This is a genomic window from Pantoea sp. Pa-EAmG (assembly GCF_030024295.1).
GTDB lineage: Bacteria > Pseudomonadota > Gammaproteobacteria > Enterobacterales > Enterobacteriaceae > Pantoea > Pantoea dispersa.
On record NZ_JASEWO010000071.1, the window covers coordinates 1 to 22273 of the forward strand.

Here is a 22273-nt window from a genome sequence, read left to right on the forward strand (position 1 = left end):
CACAGCATCTCCACATATCCAGAGGCTAAGACTAACGGGCAGTGCGCAGCCAGTCCACTTTATTCCGCATATCGAAACGCTCTGGTTGAGCATACTTACCGGCGGCGGCGCAATAGAGAATAGGTTTGCTACTGGCCTTTGGCGGCGCCAGCCTGCTGCTGACGCTTAGAGAGTGACTGAAACCGTACATGACGGGGAAATAACTAACACGCTGGCCCAAACATGCACTTACCTCGGCAACAGGCTAGCGAATTAAGCGCCGGTTACCGTCGGCTGATGTACCTTCATCGAATCTTGCTTGCCTGGATTGCACTCCTGGGTGGTACCAGGAAGATAAAATTTTCCGTCCGCATCAGGATCGGTGCCGCCGGGACATCCCGGCCTGCCGGCAGAGCCATCAGTATTACCCCCATCTGAGCCGTTTCCACCGTCAGCGCCGGATTCTCCCGCATAGCCGCCGTTTCCTCCCTGACCTCCGGCTCCTCCCTGTCCAGCGCTGACAGAGCATGCAAAAAGTGCCAAAAAGCAGGCCAGAAAATACTTACTCATTGGTTAGCCTCTCGATTCGTAACGGGCAGCTCAGGCTGCCGCTGCGGGTAATACTCACGAAGAGATACACTACCATCCGTTTTATCTCTGCTGACTTAACAGATCATCAACACCCGTTTTTCAATAAAAAGTAAGGCCGTCAATTTACGCAATGCCTGTTACTGACCTTACTCTGATTACTGCCAGCGTAATCACTGACGCCCGCGCGGGAGTCACTGGCGCTGCACCCTCTTATCGTGACTGATTAACCCAAATCAGTTGATCGGTTGCGAAGCCCAGTCGCTGGGCATAGGCGAGATAACGCTGTTTGACCTCAGCCGGAATGGTGGGCTGACGCGACAGAATCCACAGATACCCCCGGTTCGGCCCGGCGACCAGTGCATACTGATAATCTTCATCCAGCGCGATCACGTTATAACCGCCATAAAAAGGCCCGAAGAACGAGACCTTCAGCGCGGCGACGTCAGGTTTGCCGGTGAAGTAAGCTTTGCCTTCGCTCTCGCTCCACGCTTTTTTCTCCGGATCGTAACCGCGATTCAGCACGCTGATACCACCGTCGCTGCGTTTGCCGTAGGTGGCGGTCACATGATCTTTACCGCGTTCGAAACGGTGATCGAGTCGGGCAATTTCATACCAGGTACCGAGATAGCGATCGGCATTGAAGTGGGTGATGGGCTGCACCCCTTTAGGTGGCGTCGGGGATTTACAGGCGACCAGGGTAACAGACAGCGCCGTAATGGCGACTAACGGCCAGATTTTCATCGCAACTCCTTTATATCTCTCAAAATCCTGTCTGAAGTATAGATAAGGATAGCGAAACCGGCGCGGCGCAAAACCTTACGCCGCTGCCGGTCTGTCGATTAACGGCGTTTCTCAACCTCATCTTCTGGCGGAATCACCGGCTCATCGATAGCGATTGATTTGCCGGATTTCAGCAGCTGAATATCCAGAATCACGTAGGTCATAGTGGTAATAAACAGCGAGATGACACTGCCAATCACGCCGCTGGTGGTAAAGGTGAAGTAGTTATACATCACCACCCAGGTGAGGCAGATAAACATCGCCAGCGCCACGGTAATCGCCGACTGCGAGTAATGCGTGGTGCGCGCCCCCATTTCATTAATCTGCAGACTCAGGTTGCAGCCGCTGTATTTTTCCAGCAGCACGATAGTGTGATCCCAGTTGTGCAGGCGGCGTGCGCTGCCGCGCGCGGCGAACAGAAACAGCAGCGACAGGAACAGACCAGAAAAGGCGATCAGGACCGGTACCGCTTCCAGCGCATAGGCAATGCTTTTATGGCTTGACGCTTGTGCGACCGCGCTCAAATCCAGCGTCAGCGAGCAGCCCAGTGCGCCATACAGGAACACAAACAGCAGCAGATAGAGCGCGTTGCGTTTCCAGTCGAGCTCTGCTTCATGATTTCTCTGTAACCGCGCATCCTGCAACGCCTGTTGCAGGCGCAGTTGTTCGTCAGACGGGGAATCGATACTGGCGATCTCCTCGCCCAGTAAGCGGTGAATAAAAGGCTGATCGGCCTGATCGAGGGTGATGCGCATAAATTTTCCGCTAGCAAAATATTCGTGGCGTCAGTGTAACGTAAAACGAAGCTCACCGGGCGTCCGGTGCAGCGGCTGCGCATTTTGCCGCCGTCAACACGCACCGGGTGAAGGGGGAGAGCAGCAATCCTTCGCATCCACCGATTGGCGATATCTGATTATTCGGGTAACGTGGAATTTCATACTAATACGTCAAAATTATTCCCGTACCCTACGTAACAGGAGAGGTCAGTTATGTCCGTCCATTCGCCGCTCATCGGCATCGTCAGCGATGATGTCAGCCATCCGCACAGTATGCACATGCTCAAAGAAGTCACGCGTCAGCTCAGTGCGCGTGATCGGCTGCCGGTGCTGCTGTGCGCCGCTACGCGCGAGGATTTTCAGGCCGCGCTGCGGAACGCGGCGTCGCTGCCGCTGGGTGGACTGCTGTTCCTGAGCTCGCCGTGTCAGGATGCGCAGGAGATCGCCGCGCACCTGCTGCCATCGCTGCGCGCGGTGCATCTGTGTCCGAGCGACAGCGCAGGCGCTGATGTGGTGGTTGCCGATGCGTATCACGCCGGGCAGCAGCTTGGCGCACTGCTGCTGTCGCAGGGCCATCAGCGTTTGGGCGCTATGCAGGTGCAGGCAAGTGATACGCCGCCGCGCCAGATGCAGGGTTTTATTGCCAGCCTGCAGGCGGAAGATAAGACGCTGCACGCAGCACTGCATGCCGGTGCCCTTCACCGTGAGCAGGCTTATCAGGCGATGATGGCTTATCTGAAGAAAACCCGTGCGGCAGAACGCATCAATGCATTGATGTGCGAATACGACGAGCTGGCCTTTGGCGCACTGCAGGCCGTGCGCGACTTCGGTCAGGGCGCGCATATCGCCGTGGTGGGCTTTGATGATGCTGACGAGGCGCGCGGCTCCACATGGCACCTGAGCAGCTGGGCACCGCGCCGTGATTTACTGGTGACGGAAGCCCTGAACCGGCTGCTGGATCAGCGTCCGGACCACAGCCGCGCCTGGCAGCAGGGTGAGTTGCAGGTGCGCCATTCGCATCACGGCAAATATGTGCCTGGCGAAATGTCGCAGTGCGGCTGCGCCATCCGTCACTGATCGCTGCATGCCTTCCCCCCTGGGCGCCGGGCTGATTTCCACACACTGGCGCTGATCTTTGCCGGATTTTTATATCCGCACAGGTTTTCTTTACGCCTTTTTTATATTGCCGGCGGTTAAATCAGCGCAGCAGGCGGCACTGTGGCGCGCCTTAACCTTAAAGGGAAATATCATGCCCGGCACTATTCTGGTCACACATAATCAGCATCAGTCTTCCACGCTGGCAGCCATTTACGATCGCCTGATGGCGCGACGCGGTGGCCTCTGGGTCTGCTGGGATGGACAACGTACCGTCGCTGCGCAGGAAGCGGCGCGCACGCTTAGCTTTCAGCAGGGTAACGAATACGACAGGCTGCAATTTGCGCTGACGCGCGCAGAATACGAAGAGGGCTATCACGGCTACGTCCATCAGGGGTTGTGGCCGGTGTTTCACCAGCGTCCGGACCTGGCACGTTTCACCAGCGCCAGCTTCCAGGCCTATCGCCAGCTGAATGCGGCTTATGCCCACGCCATCGCCGAATATGCCATGCCGGACGATGTGATCTGGCTGCAGGATTATCACTTCATCCCATCGGTGAAAATGCTGCGTGATACCGGCTTAACTAACCGCATCGGTTTGTTTTTACATCAGCCGTTTCCGTCCGGTCAGCTGTTTGAAGCGATCCCTGACTGGCGCAGCCTGGCAGAATCGCTGCTGTGCTGTGACCTGATTGGCTTCCAGACCGGGCAGGATATGAATAACTTTCTGCTGTGGCTGGAGAGCGAGTTTCGCGCTGAACGCTTAGGCAGGAACCGTCTGCGCGTACACGGTCACATTATCACCACCGGCGTGTTTCCGGTCGGGATCGATCTGGCTGAGGTGCAGGCGTTACTTGATAGCAACAGCTGCCAGTACATGGAACAGCAGAGCCGCGAACATTTGCCGGTCAACACGGTGCTGAGCGGCGGTCATCTCGACGACAGCGCAGGTCTGCCGTATCGCATCAGCGCGCTGGAAGTGCTGCTGCGCCATCATCCCGACTATGCGGGCAACATGATGTTATTGCAGCTGGCTTCTGCTGCCAGCGGTCACCCGCACCGGCAGCAGGCAATCAGCCACAATCTGGAAAATCTGTGCGGTGAGGTTAATGGCGTGCACGGTATGCTCAACTGGTATCCGGTCAGCTATCTCAACCACGATTATCGCCGTGAGGAGCTGGCCGGACTGTATCGCGCGGCGCGGGTGGCGCTGGTGACGCCACTGATGGCGGGCATGAGCCTGATGGCGAAAATGTATGCTGCGCTGCAGGATCCCGCGAATCCCGGCGTGCTGATTCTGTCGCAGTTCGCGGGTGCGGCCGAACAGATGGATGGCGCGCTGATCGTTAATCCTTACGATCCTGATGCAATGGCGGATGCCATCCATACGGCGTTGCGGCTGCCACTCAGCGACCGTCAGAACCGTCATGCGCGCTTGCTGAATAATCTGCACCGCTATGATTGTCACTGGTGGGCCGACAGCTTCCTCGCCCTGTTAATGGATGAGCCGCAGCCGGAGAGTGCGCAGCTGTGTAGCCGTCACCTGTCGGGCGCAGGCATAAGCGGGCGGTTACGTTATTGATAAGCAGGCAGGGAAAGAGCGGGGCTAATGTCGGGTGTTTTTGCCCGTATTATCACGGTTGCGAAAAATATGGGTCACGTTATCGCTACCTTTTAACGCCACCGCTTCGCCCTGTGGCGCACTTTTGCTGTTCTGCACTTCAGCAATCGCATAGCGAAACGCGCGCTGGCGTGCCGGATCGGTTTCCGTTGCCGCCATTGCGCGTAGCTTTTCCAGCAGCGCGGTAGTGGTTACCGGTTCGGCGCGTTTCAACAGCTGCAGCACGGCATCACCCATGACAATGTCGGCCAGTTTTTCATCTTCACTTCTATACATAAAAGCTCTCAGTATCCGCGTTGTGTTTAGCATTGCCTGGTGCAGGTAAACCAAAGCCTAATCAACGACTGATAGTGTCGCTCTACCGGTGCCGGAAATGTGTGACCTGCTGAGCGAAATTTTTTTCACCGACACCATCCCTAAACTTATACAACAAAAGCGCTTCTGTACAGGCGGGCGTGTTACCACTATGGCAAGCAAATGAATTCATCGAAGCCATTATTGCAGGCTTCTATAGTACTTAGTAGCATAGGTGTTCAGGCAGGGACAAGGACAGTCCTCTTCTTCATAAAGCAGGGAAACAGCATGGCCATTTATGTATTGAAGCCCTTCGACCGAAATTTCAAAGGTGAAATGATTGCGGACATCAAGCTCTGTCTGGCTGCCCGCGAATTGATTGCCGGACAGTATGAGGCCAGTTTGGGTGGCGGTGTTTACAAAAAACGCATTCCGCTCGGCGCCGGCAAAAGCGGCGGAGCCAGAGCGATTGTCGCGTTCAAATCGCAAAAACACCTGTTTTTTGTTAACGGTTACGCTAAATCGACCACGAAGAGTGGCATACGTGAGATTAAAGAGGATGAGCTTAATCTCTACAGACAGGTAGCCAGTCAACTGTTTGCCATGACGACTGAGCAGGAAAGAGCAGCGATAAAGGCGAGAAAAATGCGAGAGGTAATATGCGATGGTTGATCATCTAAAAGATCTGCAGGAAATCGCGCATGATTTTAACCCGCTGGGGGTGATTAGCGATGAGCTTACCGAAAAAATCGATTCACGTGTCAGATTACGTGAGCTGCGTACCTCTCTGCCGGTTTTACAGCTGATGTCAGGCGAGGCTATTCGTGAGTTACGTGAGCGTCATGGTCTGAGTCAGGCCATGTTAGCCGCCTATATTGGCCTGTCCCCGGCCACCGTGGTGAAATGGGAGCGCGAGGAGAAAAAGCCAAATGGCGCTGCGCTGCGCCTGCTTAACCTCATTGATAGAAAGGGTCTTGAGGTATTGCGTTAATCATTTTTTGCGGCCACAGGATAACGTCGCCTGACATTGCGTGACACAACGAATTTGTTGTGACGCCGCAGCCAAAATCCCGCTGTGACGCTGGGTTGAAGTGATGAAAAACAGGCATAGATCTTATGCCTGTTAGTATCTATCCCGCCGTTACCCGCCCCGGCGCTAATCGCTGCTGCCCAGAATATCCATAAACTCCTGCACTGGCCGGTCGTAGACGTTCATACTGCCGGGACGATCGCTGAGCCAGGCCACAGCCAGTTCCCAGCACACATCAACGTCGCTGATGCGGCAATAATGCAGCGTCGTGCTGCGCGCTTTCACTACCTGTTCGGGCAGCAGGGCAATGCCCATATTGCGCTCAACCAGACTCAGCAGGGTTTCCAGATCGCTGACTTCAAACGTCACTTTGCGGCTCAGCCCCTGCAGGGCAAAACTGTTGTCATTCACCTTGCGCGTGCCCTGGCCGGCTTCGAAATCGATAAACGACTGCTGTGCCAGTTGTGCCATGGTGACGTCCGGCTGCATCGCGGTGAATCCGGCATAATCGGCGGCGAACGCTACCACGATTTCATCGCAGGCGATGATGCGCGACGACAGCCGGTCGGAGACTTCCTCCACCGGCATAATCGCCAGATCGATTTGCTGATTGTGCACTTTTGCGTTGAGCTTCGCCGATGATCCCTGACACAGCTTGACGTCAAAGTCCGGAAAGCGACGAATAAAGGTTTCCAGTAATTGCGGCAGATCGATAAACGGCGGCACGCTTTGCACCGTGCCAATCGACAGGGTTCCGGTCTTAAGCGCCACGATCGCCGCCACTTCCTGCGACGCTTTTTCGACAAAGGCGCCGATGGTTCTGGCGTAATCGAGAAACACTTTCCCGGCCATGGTCAGGCGCACCTGGCGAGTGGAGCGGATAAAAAGCGGCGTGCCCAGTTCCTCCTCCAGCTGTTTGATCGAGGTGGACAAGGCCGATTGCACAATATGCATACTCTGCGCGGCGCGGGTGAAATTTTCATGTTCCGCCACGGCGATGAAGTGCCGCATCTGGCGCAATTCCATCAGTTATCTCCATAAAAGATGAATTTAATCACAATAATGAATTTTACAGATTAACCATACGCGGTAAAAATTTGTCCGGCAATCGCCTGTTCGCCGCGCGGTTTTGCAGGAAGGCAGAGTACGTCTTCTGCCCACCAGCACGGCGGCATTTAATGAGAGGAATCTGTTATGAGTTATGTTGCATCGCCAGCGCGTTATCAGACCAACATGCAGTACCGTAAAACCGGCAAAAGTGGCCTGGTGCTGCCGCTGATCTCGCTGGGGCTATGGCAGAATTTTGGCGGCGTTGACGTGTTTGAGACCGGCAGAGCAATCCTGCGCCACGCGTTTGATAACGGCATTACCCATTTCGACCTGGCTAATAACTACGGTCCGCCAGCGGGATCGGCTGAAGAGAACTTTGGTCGCTGGCTGGCGCAGGATTTTGCCCCGTATCGTGATGAACTGATTATCTCCAGCAAAGCCGGCTGGGATATGTGGCCGGGTCCATACGGTGGCCCGACCGGCACCCGCAAACATCTGATTGCCAGCTGTGATAACAGCCTGCGCCGCATGGGGCTGGATTATGTCGATATCTTCTACAGCCATCGCGTTGATCCGAATACGCCGCTGGAAGAAACCATGGGCGCGCTGGTACAGCTGCATCGTCAGGGCAAGGCGCTGTACGTCGGCATCTCTTCCCATTCGCCAGAGCTGACGCGTCAGGCCGCTGCGATTCTGGCCGATGAGAAAGTGCCGCTGTTTATTCATCAGCCCAATTACTCGATGCTAAACCGCACGATTGAGCACGGGCTGCTCGATACGCTGGCGGAGCTCGGCAGCGGTTGCATCGCCTTTTCACCGCTGGCACAGGGCATGCTAACCAATAAATATCTCAACGGCGTACCGCAGGGCGCGCGCGCCGACGGCAGCGATCCGCGTCTTTCTGCCATGCTCAGCGAAGAGAACCTGGCAAAAATTCGTGCGCTTAACGCGTTTGCTGAAGCGCGCGGTCAGACGCTGGCGCAGATGGCGATCGCCTGGGCGCTGCGTGATGAGCGGGTCACTTCTGCGCTGATTGGTGCCCGCACGGTTGATCAGTTAAGCGATTCCCTGCGCGCGCTGGACAACCTGACCTTTACGGCACAGGAGCTGGCGGAGATTGATCGCTACGCCACCGAAGGCGGAGTGGATATGTGGCGCGTCTCTTCACAAATTAAGTAAAGCCCGGCGCCGCGCAACGCGGCGCATTTTATCGCTGCGTCTGCTGTAACCGCACGGCGCGGCGAAATGCATTGGGTGACTGACCCGTTTCACGCTTAAAAGCATGGCTGAAGGCGCTCTCTGAGGCGTAACCCAGCGTCTGCGCTACCACGGCCACCGCTTCATTTTCCTCCTGCAACGCACGCTCTGCCAGCCGCATGCGCCACGCCGTCAGATAGGCTATCGGCGTGATGCCGACCACCTGGCGAAAATACTGGGCAAAACGGGTGCGCGACATGGCACAGGCACGCGCCAGTTCGTCCAGATGCCAGTTGCGCGCCGGATCGCCATGCAGCCGCTGTAACGCCGGTGCCAATCGCGCATCGTTCAGCGCCCGCAGCCAGCTGGCGGGCAGTGCGCTGCTGGTTTGCAAATGCGCCCGCAGAATCTGGATGAACAGCAGTTGTGCCAGCTGGGCCGTTGCCAGCTGCGATCCCGGCTGGACATGCTGGCCTTCCTGCACCAGTTGATCCAGCACCCAGCGGAATGACGCCGCCTGCGGTGACGCCGCCGGCACCTGAATCCAGGGAGGTAATACGTGGGTCAGTAAACGCCCACTGGCAGGATCAAGCAGTACATGGCCACCGATATGGACAAAGTCATCACCGCTGCCAATCGGCGCATGACCTTTCCCTGCGCCATAAAACACGCTCATGGCGTCAACCGGTGGTTCGTCCGGATGGCTGGCCAGCACGAAGGCGCGTTTAGCGCTCAGCAAGCCGACGTCGCCGGTGGCAAAGTGGAACGGTTCAGATTCGCCCTCCAGTATGACCCAGCAACTGCCTTTGATAATGGCGAAGAATTTAATTTTATCGGGCGCAGGGAAACGCAGCGCCCAGCGTCCGCCCGCGGTAAAACCGCCGGTCAGCAGTGATTCAGCGCGAACGAATCGCAGAATGTCGGAAAAGGGATCAAGGCTCATTTCTGTACTATCACGCAAGTAAACTGCATTTACAAGCATTCAAAATCCGCCATCCGCCGCTTACCGTAGAGCGCATCGAATGAACGATGATTGTGATGAGGAAGAAAAATGAGTAATGACAAAGTTCTGGTTACCGGCGGCAGCGGATTTATCGCTCAGTACTGCATTATTGCGCTGCTGCAGCAGGGCTATCGGGTGCGAACCACCTTACGTGATGCCGAACGTGAAGCTGAAGTCAGGGCGCATCTGTTGCAGGCCGGGGTGGCCGCAGGCGAGGCGCTGCAATTTGTCGTTGCCGATTTAACGGCAGACGCGGGCTGGGAAGACGCAGTAACGGGCTGTCGCTTCGTGCTGCATGGCGCTTCACCCACCCCGACCGGCAGCCAGGTAAGCGAAGCTGACTGGGTGAATCCGGCGATTGAAGGAAATCTGCGCGTATTGCGCGCCGCGCGCGATGCAGGCGTTAAACGTGTGGTGCTGACCTCGGCGTTCGGCGCGGTCGGTATCGGACATCCAGCGGACTATCCGCGCCCCTTTACCGAGCGCGACTGGAGCGATGTCAGCGGCGATGTGTGGCCGTATCAGAAATCGAAAACCCTGGCGGAACGCGCCGCCTGGCAGTTTATCGCTGAGCAGGGTAACGGTCTGGAACTGGCCACGGTGAACCCCGTGTCGGTGCTGGGGCCGGTGCTGGGTGCCGACTATTCACATTCGATTCGCATTGTGAAGGAGCTACTGGAGGGGCAGCCAGGCTGTCCTGACATCAATTCATGTTTTGTTGATGTGCGTGACGTGGCCAGTCTGCACGTGCTGGCGATGACCCACGCCGCCGCGCAGGGGCAGCGCTTCCTTGCCAGTTCGGGGCACAGCCTGCCGCTTATTGAGGTGGCGCGCACGCTCAAAACCCATCTGGCAGCAGAAGCAGAGAAGGTTTCGCTGCAGCCAATGAGTGACGCCATGGTGCGGGCGGCGGCAGCGCAAAATCCGCTGATGACGGGAATGGTAAAACTGCTGGGCGTTGATATGAACGTCAGCGCCGCTAAAGCTGGCTGGCTGCTGAACTGGCATCCGCGCAGTCCGCAGGAGGCCATTCTTGCCACCGCGCGCAGCCTGATTGCGCTGGGGCTGGTAGCAAACCACTAGTCTGACTGCGGCATTTATCATCACCCTGGTGACGCGCAGATGCTATATAAATGATAACAATTATCATATATAGCGATTGATGAGGACATCATGCCGTCTCCACAGATGATAAACGCCGACTGCTGTATCGTCGGCGGCGGTCCGGCCGGCTTAATGCTGGCCTATTTACTGACGCGCGCCGGCCTGCGCGCGGTCGTGATTGAGAAGCACGCCGATTTTCTGCGCGATTTTCGCGGCGACACCATTCATCCCTCAACCCTGGAGATCATGCACCAGCTGGGTCTGCTCGACGCGCTGCTGGCGCTGCCGCATCAGCGCGCGGAAAAGTTACAGGCGGAAGTAGGCGGGCAGGAGATCACCATGGCCGATTTCTCCCGTCTGCCGTTGCGCTGCCGTTTTATCGCCTTCATGCCGCAGTGGGATTTCCTCACTTTCCTCGCCGCCCAGGCGGCGCACTATCCCGGTTTCACGCTGCTGCAATCCACCGGTTTTGACGATTTTCTTTATCAGGATGGCGTAATCGCAGGCGTGAAAACGTTACAAGGTCACGAAATTCACGCGCCGCTGGTGATAGGCGCTGATGGCCGTCGCTCGGCGGTGCGGCAGAAAGCCGGGCTGGTGGGTAAAAGCTTCGGTGCTCCACGCGATGTGGTGTGGTTCCGGCTGGATAAACAGCCGGACGACCCTGAGCTGGGGATGGGCCACAAGGGGCCGAAGCAAAACTTCATTGTCATTGACCGCGGCGAATACTGGCAGTGTGGATTCACCATTCAGAAAGGCGAATTCGAGGCGCTGAAGCAGGCCGGGCTCGACGCGCTGAAAAACCGCATGGCAGAGGTTGCGCCGTTCAGCGTGGCGCGCATGGCGCAGCTGCAGGAGTGGCAGCAGCTGAGTCTGTTATCCATCCGTATCGATCGGCTGGACAAATGGATGAAGCCCGGCGTGCTGTGCATTGGCGATGCCGCACATGCGATGTCACCGATTGGCGGCGTGGGTGTGAACCTGGCGATTCAGGACGCGGTGGCCAGCGCCAATTATCTGACGCGGCCGTTGCAAAACGGCACGCTCACGCTGCGCGATTTAGAGAACGTGCAGCGGCGGCGGCAGTTTCCGACGGTGGCGACGCAATTCCTGCAGATCAAGATGAGCAGCGGCAAGCGCCCGCGTACCACGCCCAGTAAGGTTCCGCAGCTCATCAGCCGCTATCCGTTTTTACGCCATCTGTTTGGCCGGTTGATTGGCATGGGCTTCCGCCCGGAACGGCCACGTCTCGCCGGAGAAAAAACGTAGCCGGGTAATTATTGCAATTGCGATGCTTTTGTAACATTAAATTAACTTTTTCGGCGGGCTATCATTAAAAAAATTGCTTAATCGGAGAGGGGGTTTAATCACTTTGTGCCTTATTTGTCGACTGATATAACCTGAACGTCAACGCGATCTCAACGAAGCGTAAATGGCGTGAGGCTGGTGAAGAGCGGGATTACGCGATGATAAAGGTTTTCTATTGATTTCAGCGGTGACACAAGGTTGGCGAAAGCCACAGGTTGATTATGGTTAAGGGGCACGACACAAACCATAAGAAACTGAGGAAAACAGCAGGTATGAAACTGGAAAACTTATCTCGCAGAAGCTTTATGGCCTTCGCCGCCGGTGGCACCGTGGCGCTGGCAGCTGGCAAAGTCCACGCCCACGATAGCAAGGTTGCAACCTATCCGGCGAATGATCCCAACCATCCGCGCGACCCTGGCCCGCACGATCCGGTGCGCGAAGCGCTGAATCCGGATCTGGTCGATCCGCCAGCAACCGACAGCGGCACATTACCCAACCTGCGCTTTTCGTTTAGCGATGCGCACGTGCGCAAGGGCAGCGGTGGCTGGACGCGCCAGGTGACGCAGCGCGAACTGGGCATTTCCACCACCATTGCTGGCGTCGATATGCGGCTGGATAAGGGGGCATCCGCGAACTGCACTGGCACAAAGAGGGCGAGTGGGCCTACATGCTGTACGGCAATGCGCGCATCACCGCGCTGGATACCGCAGGTGGCTGGTTTGTCGATGACGTCGGCGTGGGCGATTTATGGTATTTCCCGCCGGGCGTGCCGCACTCAATTCAGGGCCTCGGGCCGGACGGCTGCGAATTCCTGCTGGCCTTCGACAACGGCAATTTCGATGAAGACAGTACCTTTCTGCTCAGCGACTGGTTCAAACATATCCCGCCCGAAGTGCTGGCAAAAAACTTTGGCGTGCCGGCTGAGGTGTTTAACACGCTGCCCTCGCCGGAAGAGGAGTACATCTTTGCCGGGCAGGCCCCGGACGGCGCGGCGGCTTCGGCGGTGAGCGGCGGGGTGAAATCGAAGCAGGTCTTCTCGCATAAAATGCTGGCGCAGAAGCCGTTGACGCTGCCGGGCGGCACGGTACGCATTACTGATTCCAGTAATTTTACGGTATCGAAAACCATCGCCGCCGCGCTGGTGGAACTGGCTCCCGGCGCGATGCGCGAACTGCACTGGCATCCCAATAATGATGAATGGCAATACTATCTGGAAGGTCAGGGGCGGATGGGCGTGTTTGCCTCGTCGGGTCAGGCGCGTACTTTTGACTTCCGCGCCGGTGATGTCGGCTATGTGCCCTTTGCCATGGGTCACTATATCGAAAACACGGGCGACAAGCCGCTGCGCTTTCTGGAACTGTTTAAAAGCGATTATTACGCGGATATTTCGCTCAACCAGTGGCTGGCCAGCACGCCGCCGGCGCTGGTGCGTCAGCATCTGCATCTCAGCGACACCTTCATGAATGCGCTGCAGCAGGTGAAGCATCCGGTAGTGAAATAGCCCGTGGCCACGCGCAGCCGGTGCTGCGCGTTCTCTCCTGATACTGTCCACATCTGGCGTGCATATCCCGCCCGGAACCCTGTGGATAAACCTTTCGTTGCCCCGTGCCAGCAGGGCTGATCAGCAGGCGGTTATTTTCTGAACGGCCGCCAGCGCAGCGATTTCAGTTTGTCCCGACGGGCTGCTGCCTGCATCACCAGACTCATCGCCGCGGGTAAAACCGTGAGCGTCACCAGCGTCGCCACTAACAGCCCACCGATAATCGCCAGCGCCATCGGTCCCCAGAAAACCTGACGCGAGATGGGGATCATACCGAGAATCGCGGCGCTGGCGGTGAGCACGATCGGCCGGGCGCGGTGTTCTGCCGCAGCCGCAATGGCGGCATCCGGCGGCATACCTGCATCAACGTTGTTATCTGCCTCGCTGATCAGGATCACCGCGTTGCGGATGATCATGCCAGCCAGAGCAATAACACCCAGCAGCGCCACAAAGCCCATCGGTGTGCCGGTCGGCAGCATGGCCAGCACAATGCCCGGCAGACCAAAGGGCGCCATCAGCAGGGCCAGCAGCATGCGGGAAATCCGCCGCAGTTGTAACATCAGCAGCAGAAGCATGCAGAGCAGCGTGACCGGCAGGATGGCGATCACCGACTGGTTGCCCTTGTCAGACTCCGCTACTGCCCCGTCCTCGCTCAGGCGGTAACCGGCCGGCAAGCTGGTCCTGAAGGTGGCAATCAGCGGCGTGAGGGCGGCGGAGACGGCTTCCGCGCGCAAACCCGGCGCCGTATCGGTCTGAACGGTGATAAACGGCAGGCGCTGGCGTCGCCAGATAACGGGATCCTCCAGCCCCCACTGCGGTGTTGCGACCTGCGTCAGCGGAATTTTTGCGCCCGACGGCGCGGTTAGCAGCAGTCCGGACAGGCTGCTCAGGTCATGGCGCGCCGCAGCGTTGCCCTGTAGCACCACATCAATCAGCCGGTTGCGATCGCGTACCGTGGTGATCAGCGTTCCTGACCAGAGCGTATGCAGATACTGAGCAATCAGGTCAGAAGAGAGGCCGGCTGCGCGCGCTGCCGTCTGATTCACCTGCAAAGTGATTACGCGTTCGGGCTCACCGGCGGTTTGATTGACGTCACGCGTCAGCGCTGAGCTGCCGAGCGCGGCGGCCAGCCGCTCTGCCAGCTGCTGCACCTGGCGATAATCCGGACCGCTGATGCGATAACGAATCGGCCAGCCTACCGGCGGACCGAGCTCGAGCGGCGCGACGCGCGTGGTGATGTCGCTGAAATCCCGGGCAAGCACCGCATCCAGCGAGCGCTGCAGTCGTTCACGGGCGGCCAGGCTTTTGGCCACCACCACCAGCTGAGCGCTGTTTTCATCGTCCAGCAGTACATCCATGGGCAGGTAGAATCGTATCGCACCGGTGCCGACGTAAGACGAATAGTGGTCAACATCCCGGCTGGCGGAGACAATCCGCTCAAGGCGTTGCACCTGACGCAGGGTGGCCTGCTGCGACGCACTGGCCGGCAGCGCCAGGCTTACCAGCAGTTCAGGCCGATCGGAGGCCGGGAAAAACTCGCCCTGCATATACGTGGTGCCGACGCCGGCCAGCAACAGCGCCAGCATCGCCATCGCCAGTGTCAGCATGCGGTGGCGCAGCACGCTGCTCAGCAGGCGGCGATAGAGCTGGCTGAGGCGCCCGTTTCCGGCGCGGTGCTGCTTTAGCGTGGCCGGCAACAGCCAGCTGCCGGTCAGCGGTGAAAACAGCACCGCCACCAGCCATGAGCTGATGAGCGCCATCAGCACCACCGCAAACAGGGTATAGCAATATTCGCCCGCGCTGGATGCGGCAAAGCCGACCGGAATAAAACCGGCAATCATCACCAGCGTACCGGTCAGCATCGGGAAGGCGGTGGTACTGAACGCCCAGGTCGCTGCGCCGGTGCGGGAATCGCCGGCCTCCAGCCGCGCCACCATGGTTTCCACCGTAATCATTGCATCGTCCACCAGCAGGCCCAGCGCCACGATCAGTGCGCCCAGCGAGATGCGCTGCAGGCCGATACCGGCCAGATGCATGCCGATAAACGTCATGGCGAGCACCAGCGGGATCGCTGCCGCGACCACCAGGCCGGCGCGCAGTCCCAGCGAGACAAACGAAACCGCCAGCACGATGATCACTGCCTCGCCCAGCACATCGACAAATCCGCTCACCGCCTGTTGCACTACCGCTGACTGATCGGCGATGCGCGTCATCTCAATGCCGTGCGGCAGCTGGCTGGCTTCGCTCTCCATGCGCGCCCGCAGTGCCTGGCCAAAATCCAGCATGTTGCCGGTGGCGGCCATCGACACGGCCAGTCCGATGGCCGGCTGGCCGTTAACGCGAAAAAGCGAGGCAGGCGGTTCGGCGGGGCGGCGCGTGATGGTGGCGATCGCCGTCAGTGGAACATAGCGATCGTTAACGCGCAGCGTAACCGCCCGCAGGCTCGCCTCGCTGTTGAACGCGCCGCTCACGCGCAGGGCGATGTTATCGGTGGCGGTGCGCACGCTGCCCGCCGGCTCGACGACGTTCTGCGCCCGCAGCGCCTCTGCTACCTGCTGCAAATCCAGCCCCATGGTGGACAGCTGGCGCGGGGAAAAGGCCACCACCAGCTGCTCTTCCTGCTCGCCCAGTAGCTGGATCTTACCCACATCCGGCAGACTCATCAGATCGCGGCGAATATCGTCCACCCGGTCCCGCAGCTCGCGCGGGGAAAAACCGTCAGCGGTGAAGCCGTAAATCGTGCCAAAGGTATCGTCAAACTCATCGTTGACCGCCGGGCCCTGCACGCCCTGCGGCAAAGCCGGGGTCACATCCTGCATTTTTTTACGCACCTGGTACCAGATGCCGGCCACCTGTGCGGGCGGAGTGTCGTCACGCAGATTGACGAAAATGACCGTGCGGCCAGCGTGCGTTTCACTCTGCACATAATCCAGCCAGGGAATTTCCTGCAGCTTTTTCTCCAGCGGATCGGTGACCAGTCTGACCGTATCGTTGATGTCGGCACCTGGCCACTGCGCAGACACCACCGCAGTTTTGATGGTGAACGCCGGATCTTCGTTGCGCGAGAGTTTTTCATAGCTGACGATCCCTGCAGCCACAATCAGCAGCATAAGAAAGGCCATCAGCTGCTGCTGCTTCAGCGCCCAGGCAGAAAGATTAAACGCCGGTTTCATGCTGATCCTCCTGGCTGCCGGCAACGCGTTCACCGTCACGCAGGCTTCTGACGCCCGCCGTGATCACCCGATCGCCCGGCATGATGCCGGTGCGAATCCATACCGCATCTGCCGTGTAGCCGGCAATCGCGACCGTGCGCCGGATAACGCAGTTTTTCACCGGGTCGAGAATAAACACCGCCGGCTGGCCTGCCTGGCGGGTAAGCGCGGTGGCCGGAATCGCCATCACCGCATCCGCCGTCGTGTCGGCCAGCGGCAGGGTGACGGCGACGCTGGCGCCCAGCACCATCTCCGCGGGAGGATTGTCCAGTGTGATGCGCACCCGCCAGCTGCGTGTCTGGGCGTCGGCCTGCGGACTGACGTCACGCAGGTGCGCTTCGGCTATCACGGACGGATTCTGCAATAGCGCAACGCGGAAGCGGGCACTGGCCCGGCGATCGAGGGTTTCAGGTGTGGCATCGTCAAATACCACGTCACGGCCTGTGCCAGTCGCAACGGTAAACACCGTCTGACCGGCGCTGACCACCTGACCGGCTGCGGCGCTGACGCCCGTCACCACGCCATCCTCAGGCGCGGTAAGGTGGGTCCAGCGCAGGCTATCCTGCGCATTTTTCAATGCCGCTTCACTGCTCTGCCGCCGCGCCAGCGCAGCCTGCCAGTCGGCGCTGGCGCTATCGAGTTGAGCGCGGGCAATAGCCCCGGACGGCATCAGCAGGCGCATGCGGTGCAGATTTAGGGCCGCCACCTTTTCGGCCGCGCGGCTGCTGTTCAGCTCCGCCTGTGCGCTCGCCAGCTGATTCAGCGCGCCGGGACTGTCCAGCACGGCGAGCGTCTCTCCCTGCCTGAAGCGGCTGCCGACATCAGCGCTGCGCGTCAGAATCCGCCCCTCCAGCCTGAAACTGAGCGAGGTTTCATCATGCGCGCGGATCTCGCCGGTCAGAGTTTGCTGCCCGGCGGGCGCGGGCGGGCCAACCGTGATGAACTTTACCGGACGCGGTGGCGGCGGCGTGGGTGAACGCTTGCGGTCACAGCCGGTCAGCAGCAGGGCCGTCAGCAGCAGACAGGGCAGCAGCGGCAGCAGGGAAACCAGGTGGCGCGGATTAAGCAGGTGGCGCACACCCTGTTTGATCAGGCAGGGAAGCTCGTCGGTCATGGCGCAATTCCTTTATCGGTATTTGCGCCATTACACCGTGCGATTATCAAGAATCCGGCGATGTTCCATCAAGAGCGTGTCAAGAAGGGCAACAACGTCAGGCGTTGCGCGGCAACAAAATCTGTACCTGCAAGCCTCCCATTGCCGGCAGCGTGGCATTAATCGTGCCGCCGTGCGCCTGGCAAATCGCCCGCGCAATCGACAGGCCCAGCCCGCTGCCGCCCGAGTGGCGGGCGCGTGACGCCTCACCGCGCGCAAAGCGCTCAAACATCAACGCCAGAAACGCCGCAGGAACGCCCGGGCCGCTGTCCTGCACGATGATTTCGTAATGATCAACGGTGTTGCGCGTGCGCAGCTGCAGCTGGCTGCCGCTTCCGGCATAGCGCAGGGCGTTTTCCAGCAGGATGGTGAAAACCTGTCCGAGACGGAACGGATCGACCGGCAGCAATGTCTCTTCAGCCAGCGCTACCCCGGTGCTGATGCGCGCTTCATCCAGCTGCGGTTTGATCCACTGCAGGCGCTCGCGCAGGATATCGGCCGGGTTGCAGCGGACTTTCTCCAGCGTGAGCTGGCCGGCATCCGCCAGTGACAGCAGATGCAGCTCATCGATCAGCCGGTGCAGACAACTGAGCTGCGCCATGATCAGGGCGAGCTGACGTGAGTCAGCGCTGAACACGCCATCAAGCAGCGCCTGCAGACGCACCATGGCGGCGTTGAGCGGCGACCGCAGCTCATGCGCCATGGCGACATGCGACGTACGCAGCTCTTTGTCGTAACGCGCCAGCTGGCGCGTCATCGCGTTGAAGTTGTGCGCGAACTGCACCAGTTCGGCGGGCGCTGCCGGTGTTAACGCCGCCTGCGCACCGAAGTCGCCTGCGGTCACCTGGTCTGCCGCTCGTCTGAGCTGGCTGAACTGTGCAGAAAGCGGGCGCGCGTGGCGCAGCCCGAAATAGGCAATAAACGGAATGGTCACCAGCACCAGGATGCCGACGGTGATCCAGTCCGAGGAAGCAATGGACGGGTCGGAGTAGCGTATGCCCCACCAGCTATCGATGATCTGGTGAAAGCGCGCGGGATCGCGTTCCGGATGCGCACGCAGGGCGAGAAATTCATGCAGAACCGCCGGCGGCATATGGTGCGTGATCCACAGGTACTGCACCGTGAAGCGCAGCCACATGCACAAAGCAATCAGTACCACGGTACCGATAGCCAGCGTCAGAATGCGCAGACAAAGCCAGCGCCAGAGCGTTTGTGGAGATTTTTCTGTCATGGCTGGCGGAACCGATAGCCTACGCCGCGCACGTTGAGCAGCACGCCCGCCACACCGGCCGCTTCCAGCTTTTTGCGCAGGTTATATACGTGGGTATCAATCACCCGCTCCAGCGCGTCGCTGTCCGGCATACACTGCTCCAGCAAAAACGGGCGGCTCAGCGCGCGCACCGGTGCGCGCATCAGCGTGACCAGCAGCGTGAATTCGGTTGGCGTGGTATCAACGCAAAGCACGTTACCCGAGGCCTGCGTGACGGTAACCGTCATCGCGCCGCTGTTCACCTCCAGCCCCTGCCAGCGCAGGATCTCTTCCTGCGGCGTTTTTACCGCGCTGCGCCGCAGCACTGCCTGCACGCGTGCCACTACTTCGCCGGGATGATAAGGCTTGACCACATAATCATCCGCGCCGTAGCGTAGCGCACCGATGCGATCGGGCGTATCGCCCATGGCCGTGACCATAATCACCGGCACCTCGCTGCTGCGCCGGAGTTTTGCCAGCACCTCGGTGCCGTTCAGGCCGGGCAGCATTACATCAAGCAAAATCAGATCGGGCTGCCAGCGCAGGGCCAGCTCAAGTCCGTTCAGGCCATCCGCGGCAACACGCACCGCATAGTTTTCCCGTAGCAGATAGGCCTCCAGCACCTCAGCCGCGTCAGCGTCGTCCTCAATAATCAGGATATTTTTGGTCTGCATAACTCACCTTGACAGTTTCTTCATAAATCCCTGGCTGTTTGTTGACACAGCCCCGGGATACTTCGGCTTCGCGCTGCGGCTGCCCGGGCAAGGGGCGGTAAACGGACCGATAAAGAGGTGACACGATGATAACCAGAAAAACGCTGATGTACATGACCCATCTGCTACTCATGATTTCCGCTGCCGCCAGGGCGGATGGCGACGCACAGACCAGCCTGACGCTCGGCGCGGGGGCGCAATTCGCGCCACGCTACAGCGGATCGAATAAAACACGGGTGCAGCCGGTACCGATTTTCCAGGCCAGAGACGGCGCATTTTTTGCTGATGCCCAGAAAGGCATTGGTTATGACCTGCAGAGCGACAGCGGGGTTTATCTGGAACACACGCTGGGTTATGGCCTCGGCCGAAGCGATAAAGATTCAACGTGGCGGGACGGCGCCAGCCGGCTGCAAGGTATGGGAAACATCAGTGCGACGGTGAACACTGCACTGGCGCTGGGCTGGCAGCTCACGCCGTGGCTGAGTGCAGAGGGCAAAGCGGTGCTGCCGCTCAGCGATGATCAGGGCGTGAACTATCAGGCATCCGTTACGCTGGTGCCCCTCCAGCGCGACAGCGATACCATTGCACTGCAGACGGCGGCGCTGTTTGGCGATGCGCGTCATATGAATGCCTGGTATGGCGTGAGCGATGTCCAGAGCAGCCGCAGCCGCTTTTCACGCTACGATGCCGGCGGCGGCTTTTATGGTGTTGCGACTACGCTCACCTGGAGCCACCAGTTTGATGCCCACTGGGGCACGCTGGTCAGCGCCGGTTACAGCTGGCTGGGCGATCGCGCCGCGGACAGCCCGATCGTGTCCCGGCGCGATCAGGTCACCGGCACGGTCGGCTTTAGCTACACCTTCTGAGAAACGTTATCGGTGGCTGCACAACGCCCGGCAGGCGCGCTGTGCAGCACGACAGCCACTACGCGGACATACCGCCATCAATCACCAGTTCGCTGCCGGTGACATAAACGCTTTCGTCCGATGCGAGGAACAGGGTGGCCGCCGCAACTTCGTCAGGATGGCCGAGGCGTTTGGCCGGTATCTGCGCGCTGAATGTCTGTCGTATCTCGTCGCTGACCTGGTCAAACATCGGCGTGTCCGTCGGGCCAGGACTCAGCGTGTTGACGCGAATGCCGCGCGGTGCCAGTTCGCTGCTCCAGGTGCGGGCATAGGCGCGCACCGCGGCTTTGCTGGCCGAGTAAGCGCCATAGCCGGGATTGGCCATGCTGCCCGCAATCGATCCCACCAGCACGATGGCACCGCCTTCCGTCATGTGCTTCACCGCATGCTGTACGGTGAATACCATGGCACGCACGTTGAGGCCGAACGTGCGGTCAAAGTGCTCTGCGCTGGTCTCTTCGAGGCTGGCGGGTTCAGCCACGCCAGAGGAGTTCACCAGAATATCGAGACGTCCGGCGCGGGCCTGCACGGTGTCAAACAGACGGGCAACATCGTCTGCGCTGGTGAGGTCGCCCGCTATTGCCTCAATGCGGCCGCCAGTCAGCGTGACGGCTTCGGCCAGCAGCGCTTCGCGTCGCCCGGTGATGAAAACGTGGGCACCTTCCTGCACAAAACGGCGCGCGATGGCGAGGCCGATACCACTGCCGCCGCCGGTTACCAGCGCGACTTTTCCTTCGAGTTTCATTATGTCTGCTCCAGGATGAGAGGGGTGGACGGATGATGATACATTTCGTATATTTAGTGTCAATTACGCACCTTATCTACATTAGATATACATAAGGAAACCCCATGCCGACTGATATCGCGGCGCTGCTGGCAGAGATCAACAGCACCCGTCCAATCCTGGAACAGGTCGCCAATAAGTGGTCGGTATTAATTCTGACCGTGCTGTGCACTGAACCCGCGCGCTTTAACGCGATCAAGCGCCGTCTTGATCCGATTACCCACAAGGCACTGACGGAGGCGTTGCGCCGGCTGGAGCGTAACGGCCTGATCAGCCGCCGTGTAATCGCCTCGTCCCCGGTGGCGGTGGAATATGCCATTACGCCGCTGGGCCAGACGTTGCAGGATCCGTTTGTTGCGCTGGTGAAGTGGGCCAGAGAGCAGGGCGACGCGATTGAAAAGGCACAGGTTGTCTATGATCAACGTCGTGCCAGCGAAGAATAAAGCGTGGCGGCCGCCGGCTATTCAGGCGGTCTGTTAATAGCATGCTCAACATGGTTTGCCGTTCTTCTCCTCGCCGCTAAATTAGCCCACATAAAAATGAACTTATTAAATTCGACTCGCCGGAATTTAATTACGTCATTTCAGTAAAATTCACACTGCGTTATTATTTGCTTGCGGGAAAAAACGGTTAAAAATTTTGAATGGGTAAAGCAAATGATTTCAATAACACCTCAGCAGGTTTGCGCTACAGTATTAGCACTTGATTATTTGAGGATGTTTCCATGAAGTTTTTGAAAAAAACGGCGCTGCTTTCTCTGGTGGCATTATATGTTCCCCTGTCACATGCCGCAGCGACGGAATATAACCTTGACCCGCAACATACTTCCGTGGTGATCGCATGGAATCACTTTGGTTTTTCTCATCCGACTGCTGATATTTCTGATGTT

19 protein-coding genes and 2 pseudogenes are annotated in these 22273 nt (G+C 58.8%); 11 read left to right on the plus strand and 10 right to left on the minus strand.

Annotation, left to right across the window (positions count from 1 at the left end; all coding sequences use genetic code 11):
- Positions 1 to 780 precede the first annotated feature (780 nt).
- Entirely contained in the window at positions 781 to 1311 is a 531-nt protein-coding gene (gene blc / locus QMM04_RS11490; protein WP_021508986.1) for an outer membrane lipoprotein Blc, read from the minus strand.
- A gap of 98 nt (positions 1312 to 1409) precedes the next feature.
- Positions 1410 to 2105, minus strand: coding sequence for a hypothetical protein (locus QMM04_RS11495; protein WP_058770282.1), 696 nt, complete (start codon positions 2103 to 2105; stop codon positions 1410 to 1412).
- Positions 2106 to 2339: 234 nt separating this feature from the next.
- Here QMM04_RS11495 and QMM04_RS11500 point away from each other — a divergent pair, with 234 nt between their 5' ends.
- Complete coding sequence (locus QMM04_RS11500; RefSeq protein WP_262264053.1) at positions 2340 to 3203, plus strand: substrate-binding domain-containing protein; 864 nt, start codon at positions 2340 to 2342, stop codon at positions 3201 to 3203.
- Positions 3204 to 3375: 172 nt separating this feature from the next.
- Positions 3376 to 4803, plus strand: coding sequence for a trehalose-6-phosphate synthase (locus QMM04_RS11505; RefSeq protein ID WP_125311493.1), 1428 nt, complete (start codon positions 3376 to 3378; stop codon positions 4801 to 4803).
- Positions 4804 to 4827: 24 nt separating this feature from the next.
- On the opposite strand, the gene QMM04_RS11510 is transcribed toward QMM04_RS11505, so the two are convergent.
- Positions 4828 to 5118, minus strand: coding sequence for a hypothetical protein (locus QMM04_RS11510; protein WP_058770280.1), 291 nt, complete (start codon positions 5116 to 5118; stop codon positions 4828 to 4830).
- A 306-nt stretch (positions 5119 to 5424) separates the two neighbouring features.
- Here QMM04_RS11510 and QMM04_RS11515 point away from each other — a divergent pair, with 306 nt between their 5' ends.
- Together QMM04_RS11515 and QMM04_RS11520 are read left to right on the plus strand one after the other, a co-directional pair.
- Positions 5425 to 5808: a type II toxin-antitoxin system RelE/ParE family toxin gene (locus QMM04_RS11515; protein ID WP_282996207.1), complete on the plus strand. Its 384-nt coding sequence runs from the start codon at positions 5425 to 5427 to the stop codon at positions 5806 to 5808.
- A complete protein-coding gene (locus tag QMM04_RS11520; RefSeq protein ID WP_058770279.1) occupies positions 5801 to 6127 on the plus strand; it encodes a helix-turn-helix domain-containing protein in 327 nt (108 codons plus the stop codon). Before QMM04_RS11515 ends, QMM04_RS11520 begins: the two co-directional genes overlap by 8 nt.
- A 165-nt stretch (positions 6128 to 6292) precedes the next feature.
- Here QMM04_RS11520 and QMM04_RS11525 read toward each other — a convergent pair whose 3' ends face one another.
- The gene (locus QMM04_RS11525; RefSeq protein ID WP_058770278.1) at positions 6293 to 7192 is read right to left on the minus strand and encodes a LysR family transcriptional regulator; all 900 of its coding nucleotides are present in this window, start codon (positions 7190 to 7192) and stop codon (positions 6293 to 6295) included.
- A 168-nt stretch (positions 7193 to 7360) separates the two neighbouring features.
- Here QMM04_RS11525 and mgrA point away from each other — a divergent pair, with 168 nt between their 5' ends.
- The gene (gene mgrA, locus QMM04_RS11530; RefSeq protein ID WP_282996208.1) at positions 7361 to 8395 is read left to right on the plus strand and encodes an L-glyceraldehyde 3-phosphate reductase; all 1035 of its coding nucleotides are present in this window, start codon (positions 7361 to 7363) and stop codon (positions 8393 to 8395) included.
- A gap of 28 nt (positions 8396 to 8423) precedes the next feature.
- On the opposite strand, the gene QMM04_RS11535 is transcribed toward mgrA, so the two are convergent.
- Positions 8424 to 9356, minus strand: a complete 933-nt coding sequence (locus tag QMM04_RS11535; RefSeq protein ID WP_262264051.1) for an AraC family transcriptional regulator — start codon at positions 9354 to 9356, stop codon at positions 8424 to 8426.
- A gap of 108 nt (positions 9357 to 9464) precedes the next feature.
- On the opposite strand from QMM04_RS11535, the gene QMM04_RS11540 reads away from it, so the two are divergent.
- The 3 genes and pseudogenes from QMM04_RS11540 (at position 9465) to QMM04_RS11550 (ending at position 13329) form a co-directional block, all read left to right on the plus strand.
- Positions 9465 to 10499 carry an aldehyde reductase gene (locus QMM04_RS11540; protein ID WP_282996209.1) on the plus strand — a complete coding sequence of 345 codons (1035 nt, stop codon included), beginning with the start codon at positions 9465 to 9467 and terminating at the stop codon, positions 10497 to 10499.
- Between the two features lie 90 nt (positions 10500 to 10589).
- A complete protein-coding gene (locus tag QMM04_RS11545) occupies positions 10590 to 11789 on the plus strand; it encodes an FAD-dependent oxidoreductase (RefSeq protein ID WP_282996210.1) in 1200 nt (399 codons plus the stop codon).
- Positions 11790 to 12133: 344 nt separating this feature from the next.
- Positions 12134 to 13329: pseudogene (locus QMM04_RS11550) on the plus strand (cupin domain-containing protein).
- 131 nt (positions 13330 to 13460) lie between these two features.
- On the opposite strand, the gene QMM04_RS11555 reads toward QMM04_RS11550, so the two are convergent.
- The 4 genes from QMM04_RS11555 to QMM04_RS11570 all read right to left on the minus strand — a co-directional run bounded on the left by QMM04_RS11555 (position 13461) and on the right by QMM04_RS11570 (position 19656).
- Positions 13461 to 16541: an efflux RND transporter permease subunit gene (locus QMM04_RS11555; RefSeq protein WP_282996211.1), complete on the minus strand. Its 3081-nt coding sequence runs from the start codon at positions 16539 to 16541 to the stop codon at positions 13461 to 13463.
- Positions 16525 to 17694: an efflux RND transporter periplasmic adaptor subunit gene (locus QMM04_RS11560; protein ID WP_282996212.1), complete on the minus strand. Its 1170-nt coding sequence runs from the start codon at positions 17692 to 17694 to the stop codon at positions 16525 to 16527. Before QMM04_RS11560 ends, QMM04_RS11555 begins: the two co-directional genes overlap by 17 nt.
- A gap of 97 nt (positions 17695 to 17791) precedes the next feature.
- Positions 17792 to 18964 (minus strand): ATP-binding protein, encoded by a 1173-nt coding sequence (locus tag QMM04_RS11565; RefSeq protein ID WP_282996213.1) that lies wholly within the window; start codon positions 18962 to 18964, stop codon positions 17792 to 17794.
- Entirely contained in the window at positions 18961 to 19656 is a 696-nt protein-coding gene (locus QMM04_RS11570; RefSeq protein WP_282996214.1) for a response regulator transcription factor, read from the minus strand. The genes QMM04_RS11565 and QMM04_RS11570 overlap by 4 nt, the downstream gene beginning before the upstream one ends.
- Positions 19657 to 19781: 125 nt before the next feature.
- Here QMM04_RS11570 and QMM04_RS11575 point away from each other — a divergent pair, with 125 nt between their 5' ends.
- Complete coding sequence (locus tag QMM04_RS11575; RefSeq protein WP_282996215.1) at positions 19782 to 20561, plus strand: MipA/OmpV family protein; 780 nt, start codon at positions 19782 to 19784, stop codon at positions 20559 to 20561.
- A 58-nt stretch (positions 20562 to 20619) separates the two neighbouring features.
- Here QMM04_RS11575 and QMM04_RS11580 read toward each other — a convergent pair whose 3' ends face one another.
- Positions 20620 to 21348 (minus strand): 3-oxoacyl-ACP reductase family protein, encoded by a 729-nt coding sequence (locus QMM04_RS11580; protein WP_282996216.1) that lies wholly within the window; start codon positions 21346 to 21348, stop codon positions 20620 to 20622.
- A 101-nt stretch (positions 21349 to 21449) separates the two neighbouring features.
- Between QMM04_RS11580 and QMM04_RS11585 the strand changes: the two genes are divergently transcribed.
- The gene (locus tag QMM04_RS11585) at positions 21450 to 21827 is read left to right on the plus strand and encodes a helix-turn-helix domain-containing protein (protein ID WP_021509005.1); all 378 of its coding nucleotides are present in this window, start codon (positions 21450 to 21452) and stop codon (positions 21825 to 21827) included.
- Between the two features lie 281 nt (positions 21828 to 22108).
- Positions 22109 to 22273: pseudogene (locus tag QMM04_RS11590) on the plus strand (polyisoprenoid-binding protein); the annotation flags it as partial.